At 69.7% G+C, this 17,775-nt stretch carries 18 protein-coding genes; 6 read left to right on the top strand and 12 right to left on the bottom strand.

The features are described from left to right. Positions 1–2 precede the first annotated feature (2 nt). Positions 3–662 carry an endonuclease NucS gene (gene nucS, locus FB453_RS10415; RefSeq protein WP_112584054.1) on the bottom strand — a complete coding sequence of 220 codons (660 nt, stop codon included), beginning with the start codon at positions 660–662 and terminating at the stop codon, positions 3–5. 71 nt (positions 663–733) lie between these two features. Here nucS and FB453_RS10410 point away from each other — a divergent pair, with 71 nt between their 5' ends. Beyond that, positions 734–1,351, top strand: a complete 618-nt coding sequence (locus tag FB453_RS10410; RefSeq protein WP_112584033.1) for a DUF4126 domain-containing protein — start codon at positions 734–736, stop codon at positions 1,349–1,351. An 85-nt stretch (positions 1,352–1,436) separates the two neighbouring features. Continuing rightward, the gene (locus FB453_RS10405) at positions 1,437–1,733 is read left to right on the top strand and encodes a DUF1540 domain-containing protein (protein ID WP_112584032.1); all 297 of its coding nucleotides are present in this window, start codon (positions 1,437–1,439) and stop codon (positions 1,731–1,733) included. Positions 1,734–1,804: 71 nt separating this feature from the next. Here FB453_RS10405 and FB453_RS10400 read toward each other — a convergent pair whose 3' ends face one another. After that, positions 1,805–3,811: a protein meaA gene (locus tag FB453_RS10400; RefSeq protein WP_145789448.1), complete on the bottom strand. Its 2,007-nt coding sequence runs from the start codon at positions 3,809–3,811 to the stop codon at positions 1,805–1,807. Between the two features lie 150 nt (positions 3,812–3,961). Between FB453_RS10400 and FB453_RS10395 the strand changes: the two genes are divergently transcribed. The 3 genes from FB453_RS10395 to FB453_RS10385 are packed head-to-tail and all read left to right on the top strand — an operon-like array spanning position 3,962 to position 6,516. Further along, on the top strand, positions 3,962–4,813 hold the full coding sequence (locus tag FB453_RS10395) for an ABC transporter ATP-binding protein (RefSeq protein ID WP_145789445.1): 852 nt from the start codon (positions 3,962–3,964) through the stop codon (positions 4,811–4,813). Beyond that, positions 4,810–5,655, top strand: coding sequence for an ABC transporter permease (locus FB453_RS10390; protein ID WP_145789443.1), 846 nt, complete (start codon positions 4,810–4,812; stop codon positions 5,653–5,655). The genes FB453_RS10395 and FB453_RS10390 overlap by 4 nt, the downstream gene beginning before the upstream one ends. A 48-nt stretch (positions 5,656–5,703) precedes the next feature. Then, positions 5,704–6,516, top strand: a complete 813-nt coding sequence (locus FB453_RS10385; protein ID WP_145789441.1) for an alpha/beta hydrolase-fold protein — start codon at positions 5,704–5,706, stop codon at positions 6,514–6,516. A 44-nt stretch (positions 6,517–6,560) separates the two neighbouring features. Here FB453_RS10385 and FB453_RS10380 read toward each other — a convergent pair whose 3' ends face one another. Together FB453_RS10380 and murA are read right to left on the bottom strand one after the other, a co-directional pair. After that, positions 6,561–7,409: a 3-hydroxyacyl-CoA dehydrogenase family protein gene (locus FB453_RS10380; RefSeq protein WP_110561611.1), complete on the bottom strand. Its 849-nt coding sequence runs from the start codon at positions 7,407–7,409 to the stop codon at positions 6,561–6,563. A 94-nt stretch (positions 7,410–7,503) separates the two neighbouring features. After that, entirely contained in the window at positions 7,504–8,946 is a 1,443-nt protein-coding gene (gene murA, locus FB453_RS10375; RefSeq protein ID WP_145789439.1) for a UDP-N-acetylglucosamine 1-carboxyvinyltransferase, read from the bottom strand. On the opposite strand from murA, the gene FB453_RS10370 reads away from it, so the two are divergent. After that, a complete protein-coding gene (locus tag FB453_RS10370; RefSeq protein ID WP_112675976.1) occupies positions 8,945–9,517 on the top strand; it encodes a cob(I)yrinic acid a,c-diamide adenosyltransferase in 573 nt (190 codons plus the stop codon). The genes murA and FB453_RS10370 overlap by 2 nt on opposite strands. A 510-nt stretch (positions 9,518–10,027) precedes the next feature. Here the strand turns inward: FB453_RS10370 and FB453_RS10365 are convergent. From FB453_RS10365 to FB453_RS10330, 8 genes are all read right to left on the bottom strand, one after another. Further along, the gene (locus tag FB453_RS10365) at positions 10,028–10,483 is read right to left on the bottom strand and encodes a DUF2550 domain-containing protein (protein ID WP_112584026.1); all 456 of its coding nucleotides are present in this window, start codon (positions 10,481–10,483) and stop codon (positions 10,028–10,030) included. A 12-nt stretch (positions 10,484–10,495) separates the two neighbouring features. Beyond that, positions 10,496–10,777 (bottom strand): F0F1 ATP synthase subunit epsilon, encoded by a 282-nt coding sequence (locus tag FB453_RS10360; protein WP_112584025.1) that lies wholly within the window; start codon positions 10,775–10,777, stop codon positions 10,496–10,498. An 88-nt stretch (positions 10,778–10,865) separates the two neighbouring features. Continuing rightward, complete coding sequence (locus FB453_RS10355; protein ID WP_112601150.1) at positions 10,866–12,008, bottom strand: LCP family protein; 1,143 nt, start codon at positions 12,006–12,008, stop codon at positions 10,866–10,868. Between the two features lie 224 nt (positions 12,009–12,232). Continuing rightward, on the bottom strand, positions 12,233–13,669 hold the full coding sequence (gene atpD, locus FB453_RS10350; RefSeq protein ID WP_091405880.1) for a F0F1 ATP synthase subunit beta: 1,437 nt from the start codon (positions 13,667–13,669) through the stop codon (positions 12,233–12,235). Further along, complete coding sequence (locus tag FB453_RS10345) at positions 13,669–14,598, bottom strand: F0F1 ATP synthase subunit gamma (protein ID WP_091405883.1); 930 nt, start codon at positions 14,596–14,598, stop codon at positions 13,669–13,671. Before FB453_RS10345 ends, atpD begins: the two co-directional genes overlap by 1 nt. A gap of 4 nt (positions 14,599–14,602) precedes the next feature. Next, complete coding sequence (gene atpA, locus FB453_RS10340; RefSeq protein WP_091405887.1) at positions 14,603–16,255, bottom strand: F0F1 ATP synthase subunit alpha; 1,653 nt, start codon at positions 16,253–16,255, stop codon at positions 14,603–14,605. 141 nt (positions 16,256–16,396) lie between these two features. Next, positions 16,397–17,218, bottom strand: a complete 822-nt coding sequence (locus FB453_RS10335; protein WP_145789437.1) for a F0F1 ATP synthase subunit delta — start codon at positions 17,216–17,218, stop codon at positions 16,397–16,399. Continuing rightward, positions 17,218–17,757 carry a F0F1 ATP synthase subunit B gene (locus tag FB453_RS10330; RefSeq protein WP_091406472.1) on the bottom strand — a complete coding sequence of 180 codons (540 nt, stop codon included), beginning with the start codon at positions 17,755–17,757 and terminating at the stop codon, positions 17,218–17,220. The genes FB453_RS10335 and FB453_RS10330 overlap by 1 nt, the downstream gene beginning before the upstream one ends. Positions 17,758–17,775: the final 18 nt, after the last annotated feature.

The following is a 17,775-nucleotide window of genomic DNA, read 5'->3' as shown; positions in this document are numbered from 1 at the left end:
CCTCAGAAGAGGGTCAGCTCGTCCTTCACGATGCCGCGCAGCTTGTCGTAGTCCACGACCACACACCGGATGCCCCGATCGGTGGCGAGCACCCGGGCCTGCGGCTTGATCTCCTGGGCGGCGAAGACCCCGACGACGGGGCTGAGCAGCGGGTCACGGTTCATCAGTTCGAGATAACGGGTCAACTGCTCCACCCCGTCGATGTCGCCACGCCGCTTGACCTCGACGGCGACCGAGCCCGAGTTGGCATCCCGGCACAGCAGGTCGACCGGGCCGATGGCCGTCATGTACTCGCGGCGGACCAGCGTGAACCCCTCACCAAGGGCACCCGGGTTGGCGGCCAGCAACTCCTGCAGGTGCGCCTCCACCCCGTCCTTGCGCAGGCCCGGATCCACACCCAGCTCGTACGAGGTGTCCTGGAAGATCTCCTCCAGGGTGATCCGCAGCTCCTCGCCAGCCTTGTTGACGACCCGCCACACACCGGGGGCCTCCTCCAACCGACACGGCGGGCTCATCCAGTTCAACGGCTTGTACGCACGGTCGTCGGCATGAATGGACACCGACCCGTCCGCCTTCACCATCAGCAACCGGGTGGCCAGCGGCAGGTGAGCCGAGAGCCGTCCGACATAGTCCACCGAGCACTTCGCAATGACCAACCGCACCCGACGAGGGTAGCCGAGCACCCCCCGGTCGCCAGCGAGCGGCACTGGCGCGTCGATGCGATGCTGAGACCGTGTTCGAAGTCCTCACCGGCACCGGTCTCGCCGCCTCGGCGGGGCTGAACGCCTACATACCCCTGCTCATCCTCGGCCTGCTCGGCCGTTACACCGACCTGATCGACCTGCCCAGCGGCTGGACCTGGCTCGGCAACGGCTGGGTCATCGCCATCATGGCCGTGCTTCTCGCCGTGGAGATGGTCGCGGACAAGGTGCCAGTGGTCGACCACATCAACGACGTGGTGCAGACCGTGGTCCGACCCACCGCCGGTGGCCTGGCCTTCGGCGCCGGCTCCTCGTCGGAGACGGTGACGGTCAGCGACCCGGGGAGCTTCTTCTCGTCCCACCAGTGGGTGCCGGTCGTCACCGGCGTACTGCTGGCGTTGGGCGTGCACCTGCTCAAGTCCGCGGCCCGCCCGGTGATCAACGCGACCACCGCCGGGATCGGCGCCCCGGTCGCCAGCACCGCCGAGGACGCCACCAGCGTGGTGGTCTCCCTGGTGGCGATCATCCTGCCGGTGCTGGTGCTCGTCGTCCTGGTCGGCCTGGTGTTCTTCACCTTCTGGTTCTTCCGTCGTCGATCTGAACGACGCCGCGAAAGAGAGGCCGCCCGCGCCGCCGGCTTCCGCGTCTGACGCGGCGGATCGGCGGCCCGCCATACCTCGGCTTCGGGGGTCGACAAAAGCCTAGGATCGGGGCAAGAACCTAGAGGAGGTCGGCATGACCGCAGCGTTGGAGATGCCCCGAGTCCAGGAATGTGTGGTCGCCGCGTGCGCGTACAACCAGTCGGGTGACTGCCACGCCTTCGCGATCACCATCGGCAGCATGGATCACGCCCACTGCCACACCTTCGTCGAGTCGCCCGTCCGTGGCGGCGTGGAGAGCCTGATCGCGCAGGTGGGCGCCTGCCAGCGCGCCGACTGCCGGCACAACGAGCAGCTGGAGTGCCACGCGGCGTCGATCAGGGTCGGCCCGGACAACGACATGGCCGACTGCATGACCTACTCCGGCCGCTGACCCACGCCGGCCGACCACCCACGCCGGGCGCTGACCCATGTCGGCCGGCGACCGGCCGGGACAGCGTGCGATCAGGGCAGGTCGTTGGCGTGACGGATGACCGTCACCAGGTCGTCGATGATGCCGGTGAGGGCGAAGTCCTTCGGGGTGAAGACCCGGGCGACCCCGGCCGCCCGGAGGGTGTCCGCGTCACTGGCCGGAATGATGCCGCCCACCACCACCGGCAGGTCCGGCCGGCCGGCGGCGCGTAGCCCGTCGAGCACCGCGGGCACGGCGGCCAGGTGCGACCCGGAGAGCACGGAGAGCCCGACCAGGTCGACGTCCTCCTCGACGGCGGCGGCGACGATCTGCCCTGCGGTCAACCGGATGCCCTGGTAGACGACCTCGAAGCCGGCGTCACGGGCGCGTACCGCGATCTGCTCCGCGCCGTTGGAGTGCCCGTCCAGGCCCGGCTTGCCGACCAGCAGCCGCAGCCGGCCGCTGCCCAGCTCCCGCGCGGTGGCGGTGACCCGCTCGCGGACCGCCACGAGGCCCGGCTCCCCACCGCCGCCGGTGGCACCGGCCAGGCCGGTCGGCGCCCGGTACTCGCCGAAGACCTGGCGCAGCGCGCCGGCCCACTCGCCGGTGGTGACCCCGGCCCGCACGCACTCCACTGTGGCCGGCATCAGGTTGGTGGTGGTCGCGGCATCCGCGCGCAGCCGGGCCAGCGCCGCGTCGACGACGGTCGCGTCCCGGTCGGCCCGCCACCGGCGTACGCCGTCCACGGCGGCCGCCTCGACCGCGGGATCGACCTGCTCGACGGCGTTCGCGCCGGCGGCGGTCAGCGGGGAGGGTTCGGTCTCGGTGTACCGGTTGACCCCGACCACCACGTCGGCACCGGACTCCATCCGCCGACGGCGCTCGGCCAGCGACGCGACCAACGCGCTCTTGAGGTAGCCGGTCTCCACGGCGGCAACGACGCCGCCCAGCTCCAGCACCTTGTCCAGCTCGACCCGCGCCCCGGCGACGACCTCGTCGACCAGCGCGGTCATCACGTGCGAGCCGGCGAAAAGGTCGGGATATTCGAGCAGATCCGACTCGTACGCCAGGACCTGCTGCATCCGCAACGACCACTGCTGGTCCCAGGGGCGGGGCAGGCCCAGCGCCTCGTTCCAGGCGGGCAGCTGCACCGCGCGGGCCCGGGCGTCGCGGGACATCGTCACGCCGAGCATCTCCAGCACGATGCGCTGGATGTTGTTCTCCGGCTGCGCCTCGGTGAGGCCCAGCGAGTTGACCTGCACCCCGTAGCGGAACCGCCGTTGTCTGGCGTCGGTGACCCCGTACCGGTCCCGGGTGATCTCGTCCCAGAGCACGCCGAACGCGCGCATCTTGGCGATCTCCTCGACGAAACGCACCCCGGCGTTGACGAAGAACGAGATCCGCTGGACCACGTCGCCCATCCGCTCGGCCGGCACCTGGCCGGAGTCACGGACCGCGTCGAGCACGGCGACCGCGGTGGCCAGCGCGAAGCCGACCTCCTGCACGGGCGTGGCGCCGGCCTCCTGGAGGTGGTACGAGCAGATGTTGACCGGGTTCCACCGGGGCATCTCGCGCAGCGTGTACGCCACCACGTCGGCGGTGAGCCGCAGCGACGCCGCCGGCGGAAAGATGTAGGTACCCCGGGACAGGTACTCCTTGATGATGTCGTTCTGGGTGGTGCCCGAGCAGCGGGCCAGGTCGGCGCCCTGCTCCAGCCCGACGGTGCCGTACAGGGCGAGCAGCCACATCGCCGGGGCGTTGATGGTCATCGAGGTGTTCGTGTCGGCGAGCGGGAGACAGTCGAAGAGCGCCCGCATGTCGCCGAGGTGGGCCACCGGCACGCCGACCCGCCCGACCTCGCCGGAGGCGAGTTCGTGGTCCGGGTCGTACCCGGTCTGAGTGGGCAGGTCGAAGGCGACCGACAGGCCGGTCTGCCCCTTCGCCAGGTTACGGCGGAAGAGGGCGTTGGTCGCAGCGGCCGACGAGTGGCCGGCGTAGGTGCGCATCACCCACGGGCGGTCCCGCTCGGGCAGTCGCCCCGGGAATGCCGTCTCATCCATGGCCGGAGTCTAAGTTACCGTTCAGTAAAAGGAGCTGTGGAAAACCACACAGGTCCATGTCGGGGACGTCCGGGTGTCACGTACGCGCAGTGGCGCGGACCACCACACCCCGGGCAACAGGCATTGTGGCCAGGGCGCACACTTGACGCCATGGATGACGAGCTGGCCATCTGCGTCCGGGGGCTGCGCAAGGCGTACGGCGACAACGTGGCGGTGGCGGGCGTGGATCTGGACGTCCACCGCGGCGAGGTGTTCGCGTTGCTCGGCCCGAACGGCGCCGGCAAGACCACCACGGTGGAGATCCTGGAGGGTTACCGCCGCCGGGACGCCGGCGAGGTCACCGTCCTCGGCGTCGATCCGGCCCAACCGGACGCTGACTGGCGCTCCCGGGTCGGCATCGTGCTCCAGGGCACCGGCGAGTTCGACGAGCTGACCGTGGCCGAGGTGATCCGGCACTTCTCCGGCTTCTATCCCGACGCGGACGACCCGGACAAGGTGATCGAGCGGGTCGGGCTGGCCGACAAGGCGAAGGCCCGGACGCACACCCTCTCCGGTGGGCAGAAGCGCCGTCTGGACGTGGCCCTGGGCATCATCGGCCGTCCCGAGCTGCTCTTCCTCGACGAGCCGACCACCGGTTTCGACCCGGAGGCCCGCCGTGAGTTCTGGGAGCTGGTCCGCGATCTCGCCGCGGCCGGCACCACCATCGTGCTCACCACCCACTACCTGGACGAGGCCGAGGCCCTCGCCGACCGGGTCGGCGTGATCGCCGGAGGCCGGCTGGTCGAGGTCGCCGCGCCCAATCGGCTGGGCAATCGGCAGGAGGCCCTCGCGACGGTCTCCTGGCGTACCCCGGAAGGGACGCTGGAAAGCGCGCAGAGCGCGACGCCGACGGCCTTCGTGGCCGACCTCGCCGCGCGCTACGGCGGCGAGGTCCCCGGGCTCACGGTGACCCGGCCGACCCTGGAGGACGTCTACCTCACCATGATCGGACACGCGCGATGACGACCACGACGAAGCCGGCGACGCCGGTCACCGCGACTCGCGGCCGGCGGCCGGGTGCCGGCGCGCTCGCCCTGCGCCAGGGCCGACTGGAGATCACCCAGTTCCTGCGCAGCCGGGAGTCGGTGGTCTTCACGATGGGCTTCCCCATCATCATGATCCTGATCTTCGCGTCGATCTTCGACGGCACGATCGGCGGCGGGGTCAAGTTCACCCAGTACTTCATCACCGGCATGATCGCGACCGGCCTGATGACGGTGAGCTTCCAGAACCTCGGCATCTGGATCCCGATCGAGCGGGACCGGGGCGTGCTCAAGCGCTACCGGGGCACGCCGATGCCGAAATGGGTCTGGTTCGCCGGCAAAGTGATCATGGTGGTGGCGATCGGGATCGCCGAGACGGTCCTGCTGCTGGCCGTCGCGGTGGCGCTGTTCGACCTCGACCTGCCGGGCACCGCCACGAAGTGGTTCACCTTCGGCTGGGTCGCCGTGCTCGGGGTGACCGCGTGCACCCTGTGCGGCATCGCGATCTCGTCGCTGGCCCGCACCGCCCGCAGCGGCTCGGCGGTGGTCACCCCGGTCGCCCTGGTGCTCCAGTTCATCTCCGGGGTGTTCTTCGTCTTCACCGACCTGCCCACCTGGATGCAGCAGGTGGCGGCGCTGTTCCCGCTCAAGTGGATGTGCCAGGGGTTGCGGTCGGTGTTCCTGCCGGAGAGCTTCGGCGCCCAGGAGCCGGGCGGCTCGTTCGAGCTGGGCCGGGTGGCGGTGGTGCTGGCCCTGTGGTGCGTGATCGGTGTGGTGCTCTGCCTGACCACCTTCCGCTGGACCACCAAGCGCGACGGCTGACCCCTTTCCGGGGCCCCCGATCCGCCTCGGGGCTGCCAGACTCTGACGATGGCCGCTCGACCGACCCGGCGCGGGCTCCTGCTCGCAGGGGCAGCGGCGACGGCGCTGGCGGTCGGGGTCGGCTGGACGGCCCGCGACCTGATCCGCCCGTCGCCGACGCGACCCGTCCCGCCGGACGCGCCCGCCGGCGACGAGCGACTGGTCAGCCGTCCGTCCGCCGCACGTGGGCGCTCAGTCGACTTCTACACCGCCGTCCCGGACGGGCACGGCGACGGTCAGGGGTTGCCGGTCTGCCTGGTGCTGCACGGCGCGTCCACCACCGCACGGGACTTTCCCGGGCTCGGCCTGGGGCGCTTCCTGACCGACGCGGTGCGTCGGGGCGCGCCGCCGTTCGCGCTCGCCGGAGCGACCGGCGACCGCCTCTCCTGGCGCCCCACCGGCCGGGACGACCCGCAGCGGATGGTGCGGGAGGAGTTGCCGGCCTGGTGCTCCGAACGGGGCTTCGACGCCACCCGACTGGCGGCCTGGGGCTGGTCCATGGGGGGCTTCGGCTCGCTGTTGCTTGCCGCCACCTGGCCGGGGCTGCTCCGGGCGGTGGCGGCCTTCTCCCCCGCCGTCGCGTCCGGTGATGCCGTCTTCGCCGGTGTCGACCGGCTGCGCGGCACTCCGCTGGGCCTCTGGTGCGGCCGCCAGGACGACTTCCTCACCGACGTGCAGGCGCTGGAGCGAGCCCTTCCCGAGCCGGCCGCCCGAGCCGAGTACGCCGACGGCGGGCACGACTTCCGGTACTGGGGCTCGGTCATACCCGCTGCCCTCGACTTCGTCGCGGCGGCGCTGGCCGCGCCGCCCGGCCCGAACTGAGCTGGACCGCGGGGGCCCGCGAACGGGCCCCGCGGCTGCCGGTCTCAGTAGGTGTAGAAGCCCTTACCGGTCTTGCGGCCCAGGTCGCCGGCGGTGACCATGCGCTGGAGCAGCTCCGGCGGGAAGAACTTCTCGTCGGCGGTGTCGGTGTAGATGTTCTTCGAGGCGTGCAGCAGCACGTCCACGCCGGTCAGGTCGGTGGTGGCCAGCGGGCCCATCGCGTGCCCGAAGCCCAGCCGGCAGGCGGTGTCCAGGTCCTCCGCGGACACCACCCCGGACTCGACCAGCTTGACCGCCTCCATCACCAGGGCAGAGATCAGCCGGGTGGTGACGAAGCCCGCGATGTCCCGGTTGACCACGACGACCGTCTTACCGATCTCCTCGGCGAAGGCCCGCGCGGTGTCCAGCGTGGCGTCGCTGGTCTTGTAACCGCGCACCAGCTCGCAGAGCTGCATCATCGGCACCGGGGAGAAGAAATGGGTGCCGACCACCGCCTCGGGCCGCTCGGTCACCGCGGCGATCTGGGTGACCGGGATCGCCGAGGTGTTGGTGGCGAGCACCGCGTCCGACTTGCAGATCTTGTCCAGGGCGCGGAACACCTCGTGCTTGATCTCCAGCCGCTCGAAGACCGCCTCGACCACGATGTCCGCGTCCGCCGCCGCCTCCAGGTCGGTGGTCGGCGTGATCCGAGCCAGCGTCGCCTCGACCTCGGACGCCTCGATCTTGCCCTTCTCGGCGAACTTCTCCAGTGACTTCCGAATGCCGCCCAGACCCCGGGTGGTGGCCGCGTCGTCCAGGTCGCGCAGCGTCACCTGCCAGCCCGCCTGCGCCGCCACCTGGGCGATGCCGGAACCCATCAACCCGGCCCCGACGACCGCGAGTCGACCCGCCATCTGCTTCTCCCTCGCTGCGATTGAGTGCCTGCCTGCACCCTAGTCGGCGAGCCTGAACGATGGCTAAGTGGCGGTCGGGCCGGGTCGTGGGCCCTCAGATCTCCAGTGCCGGCTCCTCCGACGTGGTGCCCCGCTCGACCGCCACCCCGAGCGCACGCAGGTCGGCCACGAAGTCCGGGTAGCCCCGGTCGACATGGTGCACGTGGGAGACCTCGGTGACCCCCTCCGCGCAAAGTCCAGCGATGATCAACCCCGCTCCGGCCCGGATGTCGGTGGCCCGCACCGGGGCACCGGAGAGCCGATGCCGGCCCCGGACCACAGCGTGATGCCCGTCGGTCTTGATGTCCGCACCGAGCCGCATCATCTCGTTGGCGAACATGAACCGGCCGTCGAAGATGTTCTCGGTGATCAGGGAGGCGCCGTCGCTGACGGCCGCCAGCCCGATCGCCATCGGCAGCAGATCGGTGGCGAAGCCGGGGTACGGCAGCGTCACCACGTCCACCGCCCGGGGCCGCTCGTCCATCCGTACGCGGAAGCCGTCTCCCCGGGTTTCCACCAGCGCGCCGGCGGCCACCACCTTGTCCAGGGCGATCTCCAGGAAGGCCGGGTCCAGCCCGGTCACCGTCACGTCGCCCCGGGTCATCGCCGCGCCGAACGCCCAGGTGCCTGCGACGATCCGGTCCCCCACCGTGGCGTGGCGCACCGGACGCAGACCGGGCACACCGGTGATTCGCAACGTCGACGTGCCCGCGCCGACGATGCGCGCGCCCATCTGGTTGAGCATCGTGCAGATGTCGACGATCTCCGGCTCCCGGGCCGCGTTGTCGATCATCGTGGTGCCCTGGGCCAGCACCGCCGCCATCACCAGGTTCTCGGTCGCGCCGACGCTGGGGAAATCCAGCACGATGTCCGCGCCACGCAGCCCGTGCGGGGCGGAGGCGATGACGAAGCCGTGCTCACCGGAGATCTCCGCGCCCATCCGGGTCAGCCCGGAGATGTGCATGTCCAACCCCCGCGACCCGATCGCGTCGCCGCCGGGATGGGCCACCCGCACGTACCCCCGACGGGCCAGCAACGGGCCGAGCACGCAGATCGACGCGCGCAACCGTCGGACCAGGTCGTAGTCGGCCTCCGCGCCCGGCTGCTCGGGTACGTCGATCGTCACCGACCGGGACCGGGCCACGCCGCCACGGGCGACCATCGGGTCGACCGGGTCGTCCGCGTCGAACTGGACGTCGCAGCCCAGCCGACGCAGCACCTCTCCCATGATCGCGATGTCGGTGATCCGGGGGACGTTGGTGATCACACTGCGGCCGGGCGCGAGCAGCGCGGCGGCCATCAGCTTCAACGCCGAGTTCTTGGCACCGACCACGTGCACGGTGCCGGACAGTCGGGCGTCACCGCGTACCCGGATGACGTCGACATCGTTGACCGCCGAATCGCCGGCGTCGCCGGGGCCCACCACCACCGGCCAGCCGGCGGTGCTGTCCGGCCGCGCCGGGATCGTCAGGTCGGGAATCCGTAGGCTGTGCGTCATGGCCGTCCACCTCACGCGCATCTACACCAAGGCCGGCGACGCCGGCATGACCAGGCTGAGCAACAACGAGCAGGTGCCGAAGACCGATCCACGGATCGCCGCGTACGCGGATGTCGACGAGTGCAACGCGGCGATCGGCGTCGCGCTCGCGCTGGGAAATCTCGACGAGGAGCTTCGCGGGGTGCTGGGGTCAGTGCAGAACGACCTGTTCGACGTCGGCGCCGACCTGTCCACCCCGGTCGAGCCGGAGCCGAAGTACCCGCCGCTGCGGGTGACCGAGCAGTACGTCGAGCGCCTGGAGGGCTGGTGCGACGAGTACAACGCACGCCTGAGCAAGCTCGACTCCTTCATCCTCCCCGGCGGCACCGCAGGTGCGGCGCTGCTGCACGTGGCGCGGACCGTCGCCCGGCGTGCCGAACGGGCAGCGTGGGCGCTGGTAAGCCACGATCCGGAACGAACCAGCACGCTCCCGGCAAAGTATCTCAACCGGCTCTCCGATCTGCTCTTTATCCTGTCAAGAACGGCAAATCCGGCAGGAGACGTGCTATGGGTGCCGGGCGGCAAGCGCTGAACGTCGGCGCTCCGCACCACGTCGAGGTCTGGTTTCCCACTCTGCCCGCCACCACGCGTAGCCAGGGCCGCCTCCTCCACGAGCCAGGCCGACCAGCACCCTGACTCCGCGGCGAGCCCAGCCGACCAGCGCCTAGGTCAACTCCGGTTCCTTGATGTCGGGCCATCCCAGCCACCAGAACAGCCCGGCATCAAGAAAACCGAGTCGATCACCAGCCCGATGCGCTAGCCGCGCAGCCCGGCGCGCTGCGCGGAGGCCGGCGCGCTGCGCGGAGGCCGGCGCGCTGCGCGGAGGCCGGCGCGCTGCGCGAACCGAGGAGGCAGGACTCAGCCGCATCGGTAACGGCAGGTGATCAAAGCCCGCCGCGAGCCGGCGGACAGTGCCCAACGAAGGGTTTCCGGGGGAGCCCGCCCGGCGCAGGGATCAAGCCTGACCGCCCGGAGCCGGGCGGGCTCCCCCGGAAACCCCAAGAGCGACCACAGAAGCCAAGAGCAACCGCAGAAGAGCCGATCAGGCAGCCGGCCAGTCCTGGGAGGCCATACGCGGCGAGACCGCCCCCGGAGGGGCGGCCTCGAGCCAGGAGAGAAAACCGGTCACGGTCGATCGCGCCATGGCGATCTCCACCGGTGCGTGGTTACTGGTACAGCGGAGGATCACCCAGTCGGCCGGCATGGAAAACCGTTCCTGACCTTCGGGCAACCGGCGGCGCTCCACGGCCAGACCCTTGCGGGAGAGCACCCGCTTGGGCCGGATCGCGAAACTGAACATCCGGTACCAGCGCAGCTCGTCACCGGCGAACCGGCCGAAGCCGGGCGACCAGCCGCGGCCGTCGAGCATGGTGGAGACCCGGACGCTGAGTCGGATGATGCCACCGCTGCGGGTGACCAGAGCTCGCCGGACGAAGAGTGTCAGAAGCGCGCCGAGGATGACGACAACGCCGATTCCGAATCCTTCGACGATCTCCATCCCCGGTGTGGCTCAGCGGCTCTGCGCGGAGACCGGGGTTGCGCTCTCGGCCAGCACGGTGACACCGTCGGCGCTCACCGAGAGGAAGCCGCCGGCCACGTCGTAGGCGACCTGCTCGCCGCCGGCGAGCTTGATGCGTACCTGGCCGGGCTCGGCGAGTTGGCCGAGCAGCGGCGCGTGCCCCGGCAGGACACCGAGCTCGCCTTCGGTCGTCCGGGCGACGACCATCTCGGCGTCACCGGACCAGACCTTCTCCTCGACGGCGACGAGCTCGACGTGAAGCTGCTGTGCCACGCTGTCTCCTTGCTGCGGCTACGGATTGCCGAAAGTCTAGCCTGACGACGCGGCGCGCCCAACGCGGGTGGGGACAACGCCGACCTGACTACTTGGCCTTGTTGACGAATTCCGGGTGCTCCAGCAGGAACGGGTCCAGTTGCTCGTTGTGCAGAGCGGTGAAGAAGTCCGGAACACCTTCCTGGAACTGCTCGCCCAGGTACTTACTACCCTCGAAAACCCCGCCACCGGGCAGCTTGATCATCTCGATGGTGTTCGGGCGGATGTCCTTCAGGGCGAGCCCGAAGTCCACAACGCTGTTGCCCCGGCCGCTGAAGATCAACGACTGGCCGGCGGCGCGGAGCACCTTGTCCAGCTTGATCGGGTTGGACACCACGTCGGCGCTGAACGCCTGACCGACCATGGCCTTGACGAACTGCTGCTGGTGGCGCTGCCGGCCGTAGTCGGAATCCGGAACGCCGTTCTTCGGGTAGCGCTGCCGGACGTAGTCCAGCGCCTGCCACCCACTCAGGTGCCGGTTGCCCTTCTTGTAGAGCGCCTGCGGGCCGACGTAGCCCTCACCACGGGTGTTGCCCGGCCGCGCCTTGCCGTCCGGCTGCTTGTGCTCGGACTTCACGTCGCGCTCGATGTACATGTCGACACCGCCCATGGCGTCGACGATCTTCTGGAAGCCGGTGAAGTTGATGATCGCGCCGGCGTCGAAGCGCTTGATGCCGGTGACGTTCTGCACCGTGGTGGCCAGCAGCTCGAAGCCCCGTGCCGCGTCCGGGTTGGCCCCCGGCACCTTGCTGCCGAACGACATCGCGGCGTTGATCTTCGTGGTCTCGCCCGGGAAGTCGGCCCGCTTGAACGCCGGGATCCGCACGTAGAGGTCGCGGGGCAGCGAGAACAGGTAGGCCCGGTCCATCGAGGCCGGCACGTGCAGCACCATGATCGAGTCGGCCAGCGGCGCGGCCGTGGGCGTACGCGGGTCGATGCCGACGAGCAGGATGTTGAGCGGACCCTTGATGTCACTCTTCTTCACCTGGGCGCCCGCCGCCTGGTCGCCGAAGAGGTCGGCCTTGCCGACGGACCCCTCGTAGCGGGCCATGAGCACCTCGGTGCCGACCAGCACGGCGCCGCTGAGCACGGTCAGCACGGTGCCGAACACCGTGCAGATCCTGGCCCACCGCGGCACGCCTCGCCAGATGGACGGCTTGCGGCCACTCTTGCCGGCCTTACCCACGAGCAGCTCCGTTCGTTACGCCCACGACGAGGAAGACGGGCGCACGTCGTCGAAAGGTTGCAAAGATCAACGCTCGTTCACGTGAGCGCGGAACGAACCGTAGCTCGGGACCCTCCGGAGTGACGACCACGAGTAACGGACCGCGACGATGGTAGGACGCGAACATGAACAAAAGACTGCCCCGGCATTGCCGGGGCAGTCTTTTTGCTACGGGTCGGACGAGAGCTGGGTCAGCTCTTCATCAGCTCCTCAGCCTTGCGCTCCAGGTCCTCGAGACCGCCGCACATGAAGAACGCCTGCTCGGGGAAGTGATCGTACTCACCCTCGCTGATCTTGCGGAACGCCTCGATGGTCTCCTTGATCGGGACCGTCGAGCCCGGCACGCCGGTGAACTGCTCCGCCGCGTAGGTGTTCTGCGAGAGGAAGCGCTCGATCCGCCGCGCGCGCTGCACGGTGATCTTGTCTTCCTCGGAGAGCTCCTCGATGCCGAGGATGGCGATGATGTCCTGCAGGTCGCGGTAACGCTGCAGGATCCGCTTCACCTCGGTGGCAACCTGGAAGTGCTCGTTCCCGACGAACTCCGGGGCGAGGATCCGGGACGAGGACGCCAGCGGGTCCACGGCCGGGTAGATGCCCTTGTCGGAGATCGACCGCTCCAGGTTGGTGGTCGCGTCCAGGTGGGCGAACGTGGTGGCCGGGGCGGGGTCGGTGTAGTCGTCCGCCGGCACGTAGATCGCCTGCATGGACGTGATGGCCTGGCCCCGGACGGAGGTGATCCGCTCCTGGAGCTCGCCCATCTCGTCGGCCAGGGTCGGCTGGTAACCCACGGCGCTCGGCATACGGCCGAGCAGGGTGGACACCTCCGAACCGGCCTGCGTGAAGCGGAAGATGTTGTCGATGAAGAGCAGCACCTCCTGCTTCTTCACGTCCCGGAAGTACTCGGCCATGGTCAGCGCGGAGAGCGCCACCCGCAGCCGGGTGCCCGGCGGCTCGTCCATCTGGCCGTAGACCAGCGCGGTCTTGTCGATGACGCCGGACTCGGTCATCTCGGCGATGAGGTCGTTGCCCTCACGGGTGCGCTCACCCACGCCGGCGAAGACCGAGGTACCACCGAAGTTGCGGGCGACCCGCGTGATCATCTCCTGGATGAGCACCGTCTTGCCCACGCCCGCGCCGCCGAACAGGCCGATCTTGCCGCCCTTGACGTACGGGGCGAGCAGGTCGATGACCTTGATGCCGGTCTCCAGCATCTCGGTCTTCGGCTCGAGGTCCGCGAAGGCCGGGGCCTTGCGGTGGATGCCCCACCGGTCGTCGGCCTCGAACGTCTCGCCCTCTTTGAGGTTGAGCACCTCGCCGATCGCGTTGAACACCTTGCCCTTGACCGCGTCGCCCACCGGCACCGTGATCGGCTCGCCGCGGTCGCGCACCTCGGCGCCACGGACCAGGCCGTCGGTCGGCTGCATCGAGATGGCACGGACCAGGTTGTCACCCAGGTGCTGGGCAACCTCCAGGGTCAGCGTCTTCTCACCGCCGGACAGGTTCACCTTCACGTTCAAGGCGTTGAACAGGGGCGGCATGGCGTCGCGCGGGAATTCGGCGTCGACGACCGGGCCGATGACCCGGACCACGCGACCCGTGGCCGTCTTGGTCTCTACTGGTGCAGTCATCACACTTCACTTCCCGACGCGGCCAGCGCGTTGGCGCCGCCGACGATCTCGCTGATCTCCTGGGTGATCCCGGCCTGGCGAGCCGAGTTCATCTCGCGCGTGTACTTCTCGATCATCTCTTCGGCGTTGTCGGTGGCGCTCTTCATCGCCCGCCGACGCGACGCCGACTCACTCGCCGCCGACTCGATCAACGCCGCGTAGATCCGCGTGTTGATGTACCTCGGCAGGAGCGCGTCGAGCAGCGCCTCCGCCTCCGGCTCGAACTCGTACGCCGGCAGCAACCCCTCGGAGCGCGGCCGGTCCTCCACCTGCATCGGACCGATGACCTTGGTGACCGGGTTCTGCGTCATCAGCGAGTGGAACTCGGTGTAGACGATGTGCAACTCGTCGACGCCGAGCACCCCGTCCGCTCCGGCGCCGCCGTCGACGTCGTCCGCACCGGCCGTGAACGCCTTGATCAGCGTCTCACCAACGGTACGGGCGTCCTCGAACGACGGCTGCTCGCTGAAGCCGGTCCAGTTCGCCTCGATCGGCCGCTCGCGGAACCGGTAGAACCCGACGCCCTTACGCCCGATGACGTAGAGCACCGGCTCCTTGCCGTCCGCCTTGAGCCGTGCGATCAGCGACTCCGCCATCCTGATCGCGTTGGAGCTGTAACCGCCGGCCAGGCCACGGTCGCTGGTGACCAACAGGACGCCGGCCCGCCGCACCCGCTCACGCGGGGTGAGCAGCGGGTGGTCGATCCGCGCGTTGGACGCCAGCGCCGTGAGCACGCCGGTGATGGCCTGGGCGTACGGCAGGGACGCCTGCACCCGGGCCTGAGCCTTGGCGATCCGGCTCGTCGCCACGAGCTCCATCGCCTTGGTGATCTTCTTCATCGACTTCGCCGAGCGGATCCGTTGACGAAGAACGCGTACCTGGGCCGCCACGGGATCAGCTCTCGGCCGGGCGGTCGGTCGCGCCGTCGCGGAAGCGGGTCACCGTCTCGCGGTTCTCGTCGCCCTCAAGCGGCGCGGCCGGCGCGTCGTTGACCTTGCGCTCGTCCTCCTTGCCGAGGAAGACCTGCTTGAACTCGGCGATCGCGCTGTCCAGCGAGCCGATGATGTCATCGTTCCACTGGTTGTCGGCGATGCCGGCCAGCACACCCTGGTGCTTGTGCCGCAGGTACTGGAGGAACTCCGACTCGAAGCGCCGGACCTCGCCCACCGGAATGTCGTCCAGCTTGCCCTCGGTGCCGGCCCAGACCGAGACGACCTGCTCCTGCACCGGGAACGGCGAGTAGTTCGGCTGCTTGAGCAGCTCCACCAGGCGCGAACCGCGGTCCAGCTGAGCCCGGGAGGCCCGGTCCAGGTCGGAGGCGAAGGCGGCGAACGCCTCCAGCTCGCGGTACTGGGCGAGGTTGAGCCGCAGCGAGCCGGCGACCTTCTTCATCGGCTTCACCTGCGCGGCGCCACCGACCCGGGAGACCGAGGTACCAACGTTGATCGCCGGACGGACGCCCTGGTTGAACAGGTCGGTCTCCAGGAAGATCTGGCCGTCGGTGATCGAGATGACGTTGGTCGGGATGAAGGCCGAGATGTCGTTGGCCTTCGTCTCGATGATCGGCAGACCGGTCATCGAGCCGCCACCCAGCTCGTCGGAGAGCTTCGCGCAGCGCTCCAGCAGGCGGGAGTGCAGGTAGAAGACGTCACCCGGGTACGCCTCACGGCCCGGCGGGCGACGCAGCAGCAGCGACACGGCGCGGTACGCCTCGGCCTGCTTGCTCAGGTCGTCGAAGACGATCAGGACGTGCTTGCCGCCGTACATCCAGTGCTGCCCGATGGACGAGCCGGTGTACGGGGCGAGGTACTTGAAGCCAGCCGGGTCGGAGGCCGGCGAGGCGACGATGGTGGTGTACTCCATCGCGCCCGCCTCCTCGAGCTGCCCCTTGATGGAGGCGATCGTGGAGGCCTTCTGGCCGATGGCGACGTAGATGCAGCGAACCTGCTTCTTCGGGTCGCCGGTGCGCCAGTTGTCCCGCTGGTTGAGGATGGCGTCCAGGGCGACAGTGGTCTTACCGGTCTTCCGGTCACCGATGATCAGCTGCCGCTGACCCCGACCGATCGGGGTCATCGCGTCGATGGCCTTGATGCCGGTCTGCAGCGGCTCGTCGACGGACTGCCGGGACATCACGTTCGGAGCCTGCAGCTCCAGCTCGCGGAAGCCCTCGTTGGCGATGTCGCCGAGCGCGTCGATCGGCTCACCGAGCGCGTTGACCACGCGGCCGAGGAAGGCGTCGCCGACCGGAACGGAGAGAACCCGCTCGGTGCGCTTGACGCGCTGCCCCTCCTCCAGCTTGGCGGAGTCACCGAGAACGACGACACCGATCTCCCGTACGTCGAGGTTCAACGCCACGCCGAGCGTGCCGTCCTCGAACTCCAGGAGCTCGTTGGTCATGGTCGAGGGCAGGCCCTCGACGTGGGCGATACCGTCACCGGTGTCGGCGACGGTGCCGACCTCCTCGCGGGAGACGTCGGACGAGTAGGAAGAGACGTAGCGCTCCAGGGCGCCGCGGATCTCCTCCGTCGAGATGGTCAGCTCGGCCATCCTCTGCTTCCTTAAAATTCAGGGGCCCGGGATACCTAGTACCGACCGGTCCGAATGGCGTCTGTCAATCCGGGCGCTGAGCGGCGGAGCCACCCCAACGCTGGGCGGCGGAGCCGCTCAGCCGCGGGGCGGCGAAGCCGATCAGCGCTTCGCGAGCGCGTTGCGGGTCTCGTTGAGGCGGCGCAGGACGGTGCCGTCGTACAGGTCGGAGCCGACCCGCACGCTCACGCCACCCAGGACCTGGGGGTCGACCGTCTGCTTGACGGAGACCTCTCGACCGTATATCGCGGCGAGGCTCACACCCAGCCGGCGCTCCTCCTCGTCACTCAACGGGGCCGCCACGGTGACGTACGCCACCTGACGGTCCCGCCGTTCGGCGGCGAGTTCCACGAGCCGGGTGAGCGATCCGCTGAAGGAACGCCCCCCGAAGCCGGCAAGCGCCACCTCGATGAGGCGGACGGTGGCCAGGTGGGCCTTGCCGGAGAGCAACTCGCCGACCAGGACCCCGCGCCGGTCCACCGGGACCGCGGGGTTGGACAGCACCGCCGAAAGCTCGGGCTCGTTGCCGACGACCTGTCCGAAACGGAACAGCTCGTCCTCGACCTCGCCGAGATCGCCGGAGGCCTCGGTGCTGGCCAGTGCCGCCTCCACGCCGAGTCGCTCGACGGCGTCGAGCAACTCCGACGGCGCCGACCAACGGCCGGAGACCAGCGCGGCGAGCAACTCGAGCGCACCCTCGCCGATCTTGCCGCGCAGCATCCCGCCGAGCAGTTCGGCGCGGTCAGCGCCGGACCGGGCCGGGTCCGAGAGCGCCCGGCGCAGCCGCGGCTCGCGTCGCAGCAGCCCGCCGACGGCGAGCAGGTCGTTCGCGGTGTGTGCCACCGCGACCGCGTCGGTGCCGCGGACGTACGCGTCGAGGCGCTCGGCCCCGGCCTTGTACGACTCCCGGCTGGCGGCCTGCATCAGCGGGCCCCCGTGCTCTCGAGACCGCTCAGGAACCGGTCGACGGTGCCCTTGCGCCGCGCCTCGTCGGCCAGCGACTCGCCAACGATCTTGCTGGCCAGGTCCACCGCGATCGTGCCGACCTCCGCGCGCAGCTCGCGCACGATGGTGGCCCGCTCGGCGGCGAGCGCGTCCTTGCCCGCCTGGATGACCCGGTCGGACTCTTCCCGCGCCTTGGCGAGGATGTCCTGCCGGATGCCCTCGGCGTCGGCCCGCGCGTCGTCACGGATCTTGGCGGCGTCGGTCCGGGCCTCAGCGAGCTGGGCACGGTACTGCTCGAGCAGCTGGTTCGCCTCGGCCTGGGCGGCCTCGGCGCGCTTGATGCCGCCCTCGATCGCGTCGACCCGAGCCTGGAACGTCTGCTCCATGCGCGGGAACACGAACTTCATCAGCACGAAGCAGAGCACGGCGAAGGCGACCGTGCCGACCACGATCTCCTGCCAGATCGGAATGATCGGGTTGTGCTCTGACTCACCACCCTCGGCGGCGAGGAGGAACAACATGGGTGACCTCCCGGT

It is taken from the genome of Micromonospora sp. CNZ322 (assembly GCF_007827755.1).
This window is presented reverse-complemented; position numbering and strand designations above follow the sequence as displayed.